The sequence below is a fragment of the Streptomyces sichuanensis genome (assembly GCF_020328095.1).
Classification (GTDB): domain Bacteria; phylum Actinomycetota; class Actinomycetes; order Streptomycetales; family Streptomycetaceae; genus Streptomyces; species Streptomyces cinnamoneus.
The window spans coordinates 1-11,534 of record NZ_JAIXMK010000188.1; the positions used below are offsets into that span (position 1 = coordinate 1).

Here is an 11,534-nt window from a genome sequence, read left to right on the forward strand (position 1 = left end):
CGCCCGCCGCGGCATCCACACCAGGCGGGCACCGGTCGCCGTGGCCGCGGCCACGGCCGCCGTCAGCCCGCCGGGCACGCCCGCCAGCCGTTCCCCGACGACGATCAGCGAGCCGTCGGCGCGCAGCGCCTCCGCTGCCGCACGGCCGTCCGCGTCCAGGCCCGACGCGTCCGCCAGCGCCCGCAGCCACTCCGGCTCGGTGCCGGGCGCGGCCGGCAGCAGCGTGCCGCCCGCCTTCACCAGGCCCCGGGTCGCGTGCGTGGCCAGCGCGAACGTGCGCTGACCGCGCCTGCGCCACGCCTTGCGCAGCCGCAGGAAGACGCCGGGCGCCTCCTCCTCCGCCTCCAGCCCCACCAGCAGCACCGCGGGCGCCTGCTCCAGGGCCGTGTACGTCACCCCCGTGCCGTCGAGGTCCCGGCCCCGGCCGGCGACGCGGGCCGCGAGGAAGTCGGCCTCCTCGCCGCTGTGCACCCGCGCCCGGAAGTCCACGTCGTGCGTGTCGAGCGCCACGCGCGCGAACTTGGCGTAGGCGTACGCGTCCTCCACGGTCAGCCGGCCGCCGGGCAGGACCCCGGCCCGGCCGCGCGCCGCCGCCAGTCCGCGGGCCGCCGCCTCCAGGGCCTCCGGCCAGCTCGCCGGCTCCAGCACCCCGTCGGCGCCGCGCACCAGCGGCGTCTCGAAGCGCTCCGGCCGCTGCGCGTAGCGGAACGCGAAGCGGCCCTTGTCGCACACCCACTCCTCGTTGACCTCGGGGTCCTCGGCCGCGAGCCGGCGCATCACCTTGCCCCGCCGGTGGTCCGTGCGCGTCGCGCAGCCGCCCGCGCAGTGCTCGCAGACCGTCGGCGAGGAGACGAGGTCGAAGGGGCGGGCGCGGAATCGGTACGCCGCCGACGTCAGCGCGCCCACCGGGCAGATCTGGATGGTGTTGCCGGAGAAGTAGGACTCGAAGGGATCGCCCTCGCCCGTGCCCACCTGCTCCAGCGCCCCGCGCTCCAGCAGCTCGATCATCGGGTCGCCGGCGATCTCGTTGGAGAAGCGGGTGCAGCGCGCGCACAGCACGCACCGCTCGCGGTCCAGCAGGATCTGCGGGGAGATCGGCAGCGGCTTGGCGTAGGTGCGCTTGTGGCCCTCGAAGCGGCTGTCGGCCCGGCCGGCGGACATGGCCTGGTTCTGCAGCGGGCACTCGCCGCCCTTGTCGCAGACCGGGCAGTCGAGCGGATGGTTGATCAGCAGCAGCTCCATCACGCCGCGCTGGGCCTTCTCGGCGACGGGCGAGGTGAGCTGCGACCTGACGACCATGCCGTCGGTGCAGGTGATGGTGCAGGAGGCCATCGGCTTGCGCTGGCCCTCCACCTCGACGATGCACTGCCGGCAGGCGCCCACCGGGTCCAGCAGCGGGTGGTCGCAGAACCGCGGGATCTCGATGCCCAGCAGCTCGGCGGCCCGGATGACGAGCGTCCCCTTGGGGACGGAGATCTGGACCCCGTCGATGGTGACGGAGACGAGATCCTCCGGCGGAACCGGCGCGTTCCCCCCGCCGGAAGGGGCGGACGTGGCGACGGTCATGCGTTCACCCCCAGGTGAGCGTGCTGGTGGTTGGCGGGGCCGTCGGCCCAGACGGTCGACTTCGCCGGGTCGAAGGGGCAGCCCCGGCCCTTGATGTGCTGCTCGTACTCGCCGCGGAAGTACTTCAGCGAGGAGAAGATCGGGCTCGCGGCGCCGTCACCGAGGGCACAGAAGGACTTGCCGTTGATGTTGTCGGCGATGTCGGCGAGCTTGTCGAGGTCCGCCATGCGACCCCGCCCCGCCTCGATGTCGCGGAGCAACTGCACCAGCCAGTACGTGCCCTCGCGGCAGGGCGTGCACTTGCCGCAGGACTCGTGGGCGTAGAACTCCGTCCAGCGCGTGACGGCCCGCACCACGCAGGTGGTCTCGTCGAAGCACTGCAGGGCCTTGGTGCCGAGCATCGAGCCCGCCGCGCCCACGGCCTCGTAGTCCAGCGGCACGTCCAGGTGCTCGTCGGTCAGCAGCGGCGTCGAGGAGCCGCCCGGCGTCCAGAACTTGAGCCGGTGGCCCGGGCGCATGCCCCCGCTCATGCCGAGCAGCTGGCCGAGCGTGATGCCCAGCGGCGCCTCGTACTGGCCGGGGTTCGCGACGTGGCCGCTGAGGGAGTAGAGCGTGAAGCCCGGGGACTTCTCGCTGCCCATCGAACGGAACCACTCCTTCCCCCGGGCCATGATCGCGGGCACGGAGGCGATGGACTCGACGTTGTTGACCACCGTGGGGCAGGCGTACAGGCCCGCGACGGCCGGGAAGGGGGGCCGCAGCCGGGGCTGGCCGCGGCGCCCTTCGAGGGAGTCGAGGAGCGCCGTCTCCTCACCGCAGATGTACGCGCCGGCGCCCGCGTGCACGGTGATGTCGAGGTCGAGTCCGCTGCCGAGGACGTTCCGGCCCAGGTAGCCCGCCGCGTACGCCTCGCGCACGGCCTCGTGCAGCCTCCGCAGCACGGGGACGGTCTCGCCGCGCAGATAGATGAAGGCGCGGCTGGAACGGATCGCGTAGCAGGCGATCACCATGCCCTCGATGAGCGAGTGCGGGTTGGCGAAGAGGAGCGGGATGTCCTTGCAGGTGCCGGGCTCGGACTCGTCGGCGTTGACGACGAGGTAGTGCGGCTTGCCGTCGCCCTGGGGGATGAACTGCCACTTCATGCCCGTGGGGAAGCCCGCGCCGCCGCGGCCGCGCAGCCCGGAGTCCTTGACGTAGGCGATGACGTCGTCGGGGGTCATCGCCAGTGCCTTGCGCGCGCCCTCGTAGCCGTCGTGGCGCAGGTAGGTCTCCAGCGTCCAGGAGCGGGGCTCGTCCCAGAACGCGCTGAGGACGGGTGAGAGCAGCTTCTCGGGGCTGGTCTCGAAGATCTCGGGCGCCATGGTCATCCTTCCCCCTCCTCGGTGACCGGTCCGCTGGGGTGCTCGGGGTCCGAGGCGGATGTCTTCTGGGGCGCGTCGTGGGAGCTGGGGTGCTCGGGCGGGCGCTCGCCCTGCGGGGGCTCGCCGCGCGGCGGGCCGACCCTGGCCGGGCCGCTCTCGCCCTTCGCCAGCCGCAGCCCGGCCAGGGAGGCGGGCCCCGCGCCGCCGCTCGCCTCGACGGCACCCGGCCGCAGGTCGGGGAAACCGGCCAGGATGCGGGCCGTCTCCTTGTACGTGCACAGGGGCGCACCGCGGGTGGGCTCGACGGGCCGGCCGGCCCGCAGGTCGTCGACGAGGCGGGTGGCGCTCTCGGGCGTCTGGTTGTCGAAGAACTCCCAGTTGACCATCACGACGGGCGCGAAGTCGCAGGCCGCGTTGCACTCGATGTGTTCGAGGGTGACCTTGCCGTCGTCGGTGGTCTCGCCGTTGCCGACATCGAGGTGGCGCTTGAGGGCGTCGAAGATGGCGTCTCCGCCGAGCACCGCGCACAGGGTGTTGGTGCAGACGCCGACCTGGTAGTCGCCGCCGGCCCGCCGCCGGTACATCGTGTAGAAGGTCGAGACCGCCGTGACCTCGGCCGTGGTGAGCCCGAGCAGCTCCGCGCAGAAGCGGATGCCGGTGCGGGTGACGTGCCCCTCCTCGGCCTGCACCAGGTGCAGCAGCGGCAGCAGGGCACTGCGGCCGTCGGGGTAGCGGGCGATCACCTCGCGGGCGTCCGCCTCCAGCCGGGCCCGGACGTCGGCGGGGTAGTCGGGCGCGGGGAGCTGCGGCATCCCCAGCTGTACGTCGCTCACCGCGCCTCCTTGTTCGCTTCTCCGCCCGCACGGCGCAGAGGCGCGGGCATCACGGCTGTCTGCGGCCCGGCGGCCGCGCGTGCGTCGCTCACCGGTCGACGCCTCCCATCACGGGGTCGATGGACGCCACCGCCACGATCACGTCGGCGACCTGGCCGCCTTCGCACATGGCCGCCACGGCCTGGAGGTTGGTGAAGGAGGGGTCGCGGAAGTGGACCCGGTAGGGCCGGGTGCCGCCGTCGCTGACCACGTGCACGCCGAGCTCGCCCTTGGGGGACTCCACGGCCGTGTACGCCTGCCCCGGCGGCACCCGGAAGCCCTCGGTCACCAGCTTGAAGTGGTGGATCAGGGCCTCCATCGAGGTGCCCATGATCTTCTTGATGTGGTCGAGGGAGTTGCCGAGGCCGTCCGGGCCGAGCGCCAGCTGCGCGGGCCAGGCGATCTTCTTGTCCGCGACCATGACGGGCCCCGGCTGGAGCCGGTCCAGGCACTGCTCGACGATCCGCAGCGACTGGCGCATCTCCTCCAGCCGGATCAGGAAGCGCCCGTAGGCGTCGCAGGTGTCGGCGGTGGGGACGTCGAAGTCGTAGCTCTCGTAGCCGCAGTACGGCTGGGCCTTGCGCAGGTCGTGCGGGAGGCCGGCGGAGCGCAGGATGGGGCCGGTGGCACCGAGCGCCATGCAGCCCGCGAGGTCGAGGTAGCCGACGTCCTGCATGCGGCCCTTGAAGATGGGGTTGCCGGTGGCGAGCTTGTCGTACTCCGGCAGGTTGCGGCGCATCTTCTTCACGAACTCGCGCACCTGGTCCACGGCGCCGGGCGGCAGGTCCTGGGCGAGGCCGCCGGGGCGCACGTAGGCGTGGTTCATGCGCAGGCCGGTGACGAGCTCGAAGATGTCGAGGACGAGCTCGCGGTCCCGGAACCCATAGATCATGATCGTGGTGGCGCCGAGCTCCATGCCGCCGGTGGCGATGGCCACCAGGTGGGAGGAGATTCGGTTCAGCTCCATGAGCATGACCCGGATGACGGTGGCGCGGTCGGGGATCTGCTCCTCGATGCCCAGGAGCTTCTCGACGCCGAGGCAGTACGCCGCCTCGTTGAAGAACGGCGTCAGGTAGTCCATGCGCGTCACGAACGTGGTGCCCTGGGTCCAGTTCCGGAATTCGAGGTTCTTCTCGATGCCGGTGTGGAGGTAGCCGATGCCGCAGCGGGCCTCGGTGACCGTCTCGCCGTCGATCTCCAGGATGAGCCGGAGCACTCCGTGGGTGGAGGGGTGCTGGGGGCCCATGTTCACGACGATGCGCTCGTCGTCGGCCTGCTTGGCGGCCGAGGCGATCTCGTCCCAGTCGCCGCCGGTGACGGTGTAGACGGTGCCCTCGGTGGTCTCGCGGCGGCCGGCGGGGGCTTCGTGCGGGGTGGAGGGGGTGGACATCAGCTGTACGACCTCCGCTGGTCCGGAGCCGGGATCTGGGCGCCCTTGTACTCGACGGGGATGCCGCCGAGGGGGTAGTCCTTGCGCTGCGGGAAGCCCTGCCAGTCGTCGGGCATCATGATCCGCGTGAGCGCCGGGTGGCCGTCGAAGACGATGCCGAAGAAGTCGTAGGTCTCGCGCTCGTGCCAGTCGTTGGTCGGGTAGACGCCGACGATCGACGGGATGTGCGGGTCGGTGTCGGGGGCGCTCACCTCCAGCCTGATCAGCCGGTTGTGGGTGATCGAGCGCAGGTGGTAGACGGCGTGCAGCTCGCGGCCCACGTGCTGGTCCGACGCGGTGCCGGGGAAGTGCACTCCGCTCACGCCCGTGCACAGCTCGAAGCGGAGCGCGGGGTCGTCGCGCAGGGTGCGGGCGACGAGCGGCAGGTGCTCGCGGGCGATGTGGAAGGTGAGCTCGCCGCGGTCCACGACGGTCTTCTCGATCGCGTTCTCCGGGAGCAGTCCCTGCTCCTCCAGGGCGCCCTCCAGCTCGTCGGCCACCTCGTCGAACCAGCCGCCGTAGGGCCGGGCGGTGCTGCCGGGCAGCCGTACGGTGCGGACGAGCCGGCCGTAGCCGGTGGTGTCGCCGCCGTTGTTGGCGCCGAACATGCCGCGGCGGACGCCGATGACCTCGCCGGACTCCTCCCGCTGGGCGGGGACCTGATCGGCCGGGGTGCCTTCGTGCTCGCTCATCGGAGCAGCCCCTTCATCTCGATCAGCGGCAGGGCCTTGAGCGCCGCCTGCTCCGCCTCGCGCTCGGCCTCCTCGCGGTGGGCGCCGAGCTTCTCGGACTGGATCTTCTTGTGCAGCTTGAGGATCGCGTCCAGGAGCATCTCGGGCCGGGGCGGACAGCCGGGCAGGTAGATGTCGACCGGCACGATGTGGTCGACGCCCTGCACGATCGCGTAGTTGTTGAACATGCCGCCGCTGGACGCGCAGACGCCCATGGAGATCACCCACTTGGGGTTCGGCATCTGGTCGTAGACCTGCCGCAGCACGGGCGCCATCTTCTGGCTGACCCGGCCCGCGACGATCATCAGATCGGCCTGGCGGGGCGAGCCGCGGAAGACCTCCATGCCGAAGCGGGCGAGGTCGTAGCGGCCGGCGCCGGTGGTCATCATCTCGATGGCGCAGCAGGCGAGGCCGAAGGTGGCCGGGAAGACGGACGCCTTGCGCACCCATCCCGCGGCCTGTTCGACGGTGGTCAGCAGAAAGCCGCTGGGCAGCTTCTCCTCTAGTCCCATGTCGGCGCGCCCCCTAGTCCCATTCCAGGCCGCCGCGACGCCATACGTAGGCGTAGGCGACGAAAACGGTGAGCACGAAGAGGAGCATCTCCACGAGCCCGAACAACCCCAGGGAGTCGAAGGTGACGGCCCAGGGGTAGAGGAAGACGATCTCGATGTCGAAGACGATGAAGAGCATCGCCGTCAGGTAGTACTTGATCGGGAAGCGACCGCCACCGGCCGGGTGCGGGGTCGGCTCGATGCCGCATTCGTACGCCTCTAGCTTGGCGCGGTTGTACCGCTTGGGGCCGATGATCGATGCCATGACCACGGAAAAGATCGCGAAGCCTGCACCGAGGGCTCCCAGTACGAGGATGGGCGCGTAGGCGTTCACCGCTCCTCGCTCCTTCCAGTCTGTCGACGCTGACTGCTGGCTGACCGGGCCCTGCGGCGTGTCACCGCCCCTCGCCGGCGAGCCGGCCGGCTCCGCGGGGTGGCGCGAAGATCACCAGCATGTGAGGCAGTTCACAAGCCCGGTTCGACTGCATCCTATGCCCGTCGGTCTGTGATCTGCGACACGGCGAACACGACCACGTTTGTGATCTCCACCACCTGACGAACGATCATCAAGCCGGATGAGCGGTGATCTTCATACGCGAAGCGGTTGAGTGATCACTAGAGGTGACATTCCGAGGCCCCGATGCTGGTCGGAGGGGGTCGCGAGCGGGTGAGGCATTATCAAGCCATGGCGCGTTCTGGCAAATTGGTGCGATCATCCGTCAACTGATAAAGGAGGGCCGCCCCCTGGGGTGGCGGCCGTCCGCCGGGCACCTCCGGCAGCGGGAGGGCCCGGACCCGTACGGGACGGGCGTTGCGTGAGTTCCGCCACGCGCCGAGAGGTTCAGGGTCCGGTTTTCCTGGGTAGCCTCGACGCGCGGACCATAAAGGTGATAAGACGTCCGCTCGGCAGCCGACCGACCGTCAAATGCCGTGATGAGGCGCTTGATCGCCCTCCCGGCCGGACCGTGCGCCGTGACCCCCTCGTGACCCGGAGGCCCGGATTCTGGGCGCGTCCACGCCAATTGTGACGCACGTCACTTATCTTGAACTCAACCTGCGCGGCCTGATAGTCCGTTGTCCATGTCCCCGAACGCGCACATAACCAGCCACCGGAAGCCCCGTCGCCCCGCGACCCAGTCGTGGGTCGTCCGCACGGGTGTTGCCGGTGGCGTCCTCAGCACCCTGGCCGTGGCCGGCACCGCTTCCGCCACCACCGCCGAGAAGCCCACCGAGGCGACTGCGGAGATGCCCGCGTTCAACGCGGAGCTCTCCGCCTCCATCGCGCAGAGCGCGGTCGCCACGCAGCAGACCGCTGTGGACTACCAGGTCCGCGCACAGGTCGAGGACGCCCTCGACCAGGCCAAGGCCGACGCCAAGAAGGCGAAGGAAGAGGCCGAGCGCAAGGCCGAGGCCGAGCGCAAGGCCAAGGAGAAGCGCGAGGCCGACGAGGCCCGCGCCTCGCGCGACAGCGAGCGCGGCTCCCTGGGCACGAAGTCCACCTCGGGCTCCTCCTCGTCCTCCTCCACCGCCACGGGCAGCGCCGCGACGCTGGTCGACTTCCTGCGCGCCCAGGTCGGCAAGGCGTACGTGATGGGCTCCACCGGCCCGTCCTCCTACGACTGCTCGGGCCTGGTCATGGCTGCCTACAGCCAGATCGGCATCGACCTGCCGCGCGTCTCGCAGGACCAGTCGACCGCCGGCACCCAGGTGTCGACCTCCAACCTCAAGGTCGGGGACATCCTCTACTGGGGCTCCGTGGGCAGCGCGTACCACGTCGCCGTCTACGTCGGCGGCGGCAAGTTCATCGGCGCGCAGAACCCGAGCACGGGCATCGTCGAGCGCAGCATGAGCTACTCCCCGCCCACGGGTGCCGTCCGCGTCATGTGACGCGCGGTGCGCCCCGGCGCACACGAACACGGAAGGGCCGCCGTTCCCCCCGCTCGGGACGGCGGCCCTTCGGCATGCCGGGTGCCCACCCCCGTTGTCCACGGGCACCCGGTCCCCCCTGTGCCGGTACGTGGAGTCTGCGGCGCGGCCGGGCTGCGGGGCAAACCCCTTCGGCAGAGGTCGAATCCCTCGGGCCGCGCAAGGGCCGGCCGGGCCACGAGTGCGCAGGCGGCGGGGGGACTGGCACTCATGAGGCCGCCCGCCGCGCGGGGGCGTTCGCGCGACGGGCGGGGTACGGGGCCCTCACAGGTCCTTCACCACGAGCCCGTTCCGCACCCAAACGGAACTGGACTCCCCCCATTACTTCCGTAAAGCCAACACGCCGAAACGGCGCGAAAGCTACTCGAAAGGGTGAATCGGTTCGTGGGGGTCCGAAGCACCCCCACGAGTGCGGCTACGAGCCGGCCACGACCGTGGCTACGAGCGCGGGGCCACCTTGGTCAGGCCGTTGATGATGCGGTCCATCGCGTCGCCGCCGGTCGGGTCGGTCAGGTTGGCCAGCATCTTCAGCGTGAACTTCATCAGCAGCGGGTGGGTCAGCCCGCGGTCGGCCGCCAGCTTCATGATCTTCGGGTTGCCGATGAGCTTCACGAACGCCCGGCCGAGCGTGTAGTAGCCGCCGTAGGTGTCCTTGAGGACCTTCGGGTAGCGCTGGAGGGCCAGCTCCCGCTGGGCGTGCGAGGCGCGGGCGTGGGCCTGGACGATCACGTCGGCGGCGAGCTGCCCGGACTCCATCGCATAGGCGATTCCCTCGCCGTTGAACGGGTTGACGAGCCCGCCCGCGTCGCCGACCAGCAGCAGGCCGCGGGTGTAGTGCGGCTGGCGGTTGAAGGCCATGGGCAGGGCGGCGCCGCGGATGGGGCCGGTCATGTTCTCCGGGGTGTAGCCCCACTCCTCCGGCATCGAGGCGCACCACGCCTTGAGGACCTCCCGCCAGTCCAGCTCCTTGAAGGAGGCGGAGGTGTTCAGGACGCCGAGGCCGACGTTGCTCGTGCCGTCGCCCATGCCGAAGATCCAGCCGTAGCCCGGGAGCAGCCGGTCCTGGGGCCCGCGCCGGTCCCACAGCTCCAGCCAGGACTCCAGGTAGTCGTCGTCGTGGCGCGGGGAGGTGAAGTACGTCCGCACGGCCACGCCCATGGGGCGGTCCTCGCGGCGGTGCAGGCCCATGCCGAGGGAGAGCCGGGAGGAGTTGCCGTCGGCGGCGACGACGAGCGGCGCGTGGAAGGTGACCGGGGTCTTCTCCTCGCCCAGCTTCGCCTCGACGCCGGTGATGCGGCCGGTGCGGTCGTCGACGACGGGGGTGCCGACGTTGCAGCGCTCGTACAGCCGGGCGCCTGCCTTCACGGCCTGCTGGGCGAGCTGCTCGTCGAAGTCGTCGCGCTTGCGGACCAGGCCGTAGTCGGGGAAGGAGGCCAGCTCCGGCCAGTCGAGCTCCAGGCGGACGCCGCCGCCGATGATGCGCAGGCCCTTGTTGCGCAGCCAGCCGGCTTCCTCGGAGACGTCGATGCCCATGGCCACGAGCTGCTTGGTGGCGCGCGGGGTGAGGCCGTCGCCGCAGACCTTCTCGCGCGGGAAGGCCGTCTTCTCCAGGAGGAGGACGTCGAGGCCGGCCTTGGCCAGGTAGTACGCGGTCGTGGAGCCGGACGGGCCGGCCCCGACGACGATCACATCAGCACTGTGTTCGGTAGGGGACTCGGTCACGGCGGCTCTCCCGTTCGGCGAGGGACTGGTCGTCGCCGAGTCTATGAGCCGGAAGGGAACGGAAGGTCGGCGACCGCCGTTCCCCTTCCGCTCCCGTCCGCTCCCGTCCGTTCCGGCCCGCTGCCGTGCGCGGGCCGGGGGTGCCTAGCTCCAGTCGTACGGGCCGACCCACCAGAACTGCAGGGCGGTGTCGAAGATCTTGCGGGCCTCCGGGTAGAGGCGCTCGCGCTCGGAGAACATGATGGCGTACTCCTTACCGCTCTCATCCACGTACGCCTGGTTCAGGGCGTGCATGACCTCGCCGTTCTTGTCCTTCCAGGTCCACTCCCACAGGGCGCCCGGGCGGCCCAGGAAGGTGTTGGCCGTCATCTGGAGCTTCCGGTACTCGTCCTGCGCGGAGACCTGCTTCTCCATCTCCCGGAAGTGGTCGTACGACGACTTGCCGCCGCTCGGCCCGATGCCGATGCGGATCTGACCGGGGCCGGTGGGGCCGTGGTAGTCGATCTGGTTGTTGCCGCGGTTCTCGCGCTGCCAGTACTCGGGCAGCGCGAGGGAGAAGCCCTCGGGGGAGGTCATCCGCTGGTAGCCCTTGGGGAGCTCGCCCCCGGGCGGGCCGATCCTGGAGGCGGAGGCGGAGGCGGAGGCCGAGGCGGACGGGGCCGGTGAGCCCGAGGGGGCTCCGGAGGGCGCCGGCCCCTGCTGCGGGGCCTGCGGCGAGGCGGAGGGGGCCGTGTTCTTGGCATCCTCCTTGCCGTCGCGCTGCTGCACGAACATGACGCCGGCGGTGCCGACGCCCCCGACGAGAAACGCCGCCAGCCCGACGGCCACCCACACGAGCACCCGGCTCCCGGCCCGCGCCGACGTCCCCCCACCGGCCGCCCCCGACGCGGGCAGCACCGGCTGCTGAGCGGTCACCGAGCCGGTGGGGCCGAAGGCCCCGGCGGCAGCCTGCCAACCGGCTCCGCCGTGGGCGGAGGCAGCGGGCGCGGCGGATGCGGCGGATCCCGGCTGCGGGGCGATCGCCCCGGCGGGGGCGGAGGCTCCGGCGGGGTGCCGGTCGGCTCCGCTGGCTGCGCCTGCGGACGGCGCGCCGGGCATCGGCTGGGGGACGGTGCCCCCGGCCGGGACGGACTGCGGGGCCGTCGCCCCGGCAGAGGCCGAGGCACCGGCGGGGTGCCGGCCGGCTCCGCTGGCTCCGCCTGCGGACGGCCCGCCCTGCGCGGGCGACGCGACCGGCGTCGACTGCGGGACAGTGGCCCCGGCGGGGGCGGACGCCCCGGCGGGGTGCTGGCCGGCTCCGCTGGCTGCGCCTGCGGACGGCGCGCCGGGCATCGGCTGCGGGACAGTGCCCCCGGCCGGGACGGACTGCGGGGCGG

At 71.6% G+C, this 11,534-nt stretch carries 10 protein-coding genes; 1 reads left to right on the top strand and 9 read right to left on the bottom strand.

Annotated elements, in window-relative coordinates; translation table 11 throughout:
• From LE181_RS30320 to LE181_RS30350, 7 genes are all read right to left on the bottom strand, one after another.
• Positions 1 to 1,566, bottom strand: a 1,566-nt coding sequence (locus LE181_RS30320; protein ID WP_225664717.1) for an NADH-quinone oxidoreductase subunit G, incomplete at its 3' end; no start/stop codon positions are given.
• Positions 1,563 to 2,933 (bottom strand): NADH-quinone oxidoreductase subunit NuoF, encoded by a 1,371-nt coding sequence (gene nuoF, locus LE181_RS30325; RefSeq protein ID WP_225664718.1) that lies wholly within the window; start codon positions 2,931 to 2,933, stop codon positions 1,563 to 1,565. The genes LE181_RS30320 and nuoF, both read right to left, overlap by 4 nt.
• Positions 2,930 to 3,739 (bottom strand): NADH-quinone oxidoreductase subunit NuoE, encoded by an 810-nt coding sequence (nuoE, locus tag LE181_RS30330; protein WP_225664724.1) that lies wholly within the window; start codon positions 3,737 to 3,739, stop codon positions 2,930 to 2,932. The genes nuoF and nuoE overlap by 4 nt, the downstream gene beginning before the upstream one ends.
• Before the next feature lie 109 nt (positions 3,740 to 3,848).
• The gene (locus tag LE181_RS30335) at positions 3,849 to 5,189 is read right to left on the bottom strand and encodes an NADH-quinone oxidoreductase subunit D (RefSeq protein ID WP_225664719.1); all 1,341 of its coding nucleotides are present in this window, start codon (positions 5,187 to 5,189) and stop codon (positions 3,849 to 3,851) included.
• Positions 5,189 to 5,920 carry an NADH-quinone oxidoreductase subunit C gene (locus LE181_RS30340; protein ID WP_225664720.1) on the bottom strand — a complete coding sequence of 244 codons (732 nt, stop codon included), beginning with the start codon at positions 5,918 to 5,920 and terminating at the stop codon, positions 5,189 to 5,191. The genes LE181_RS30335 and LE181_RS30340 overlap by 1 nt, the downstream gene beginning before the upstream one ends.
• Positions 5,917 to 6,471 carry a NuoB/complex I 20 kDa subunit family protein gene (locus tag LE181_RS30345; RefSeq protein ID WP_225664721.1) on the bottom strand — a complete coding sequence of 185 codons (555 nt, stop codon included), beginning with the start codon at positions 6,469 to 6,471 and terminating at the stop codon, positions 5,917 to 5,919. The genes LE181_RS30340 and LE181_RS30345 overlap by 4 nt, the downstream gene beginning before the upstream one ends.
• Before the next feature lie 13 nt (positions 6,472 to 6,484).
• Positions 6,485 to 6,844 carry an NADH-quinone oxidoreductase subunit A gene (locus LE181_RS30350; protein WP_071964090.1) on the bottom strand — a complete coding sequence of 120 codons (360 nt, stop codon included), beginning with the start codon at positions 6,842 to 6,844 and terminating at the stop codon, positions 6,485 to 6,487.
• A 746-nt stretch (positions 6,845 to 7,590) separates the two neighbouring features.
• On the opposite strand from LE181_RS30350, the gene LE181_RS30355 reads away from it, so the two are divergent.
• Complete coding sequence (locus tag LE181_RS30355) at positions 7,591 to 8,397, top strand: C40 family peptidase (RefSeq protein ID WP_225664722.1); 807 nt, start codon at positions 7,591 to 7,593, stop codon at positions 8,395 to 8,397.
• A gap of 477 nt (positions 8,398 to 8,874) precedes the next feature.
• Here LE181_RS30355 and LE181_RS30360 read toward each other — a convergent pair whose 3' ends face one another.
• Positions 8,875 to 10,158: a geranylgeranyl reductase family protein gene (locus LE181_RS30360; RefSeq protein ID WP_225664723.1), complete on the bottom strand. Its 1,284-nt coding sequence runs from the start codon at positions 10,156 to 10,158 to the stop codon at positions 8,875 to 8,877.
• Positions 10,159 to 10,302: 144 nt separating this feature from the next.
• Positions 10,303 to 11,534 (bottom strand): serine/threonine kinase C-terminal domain-containing protein (locus tag LE181_RS30365; RefSeq protein WP_505016593.1); only part of this gene is annotated, 1,232 nt, incomplete at its 5' end.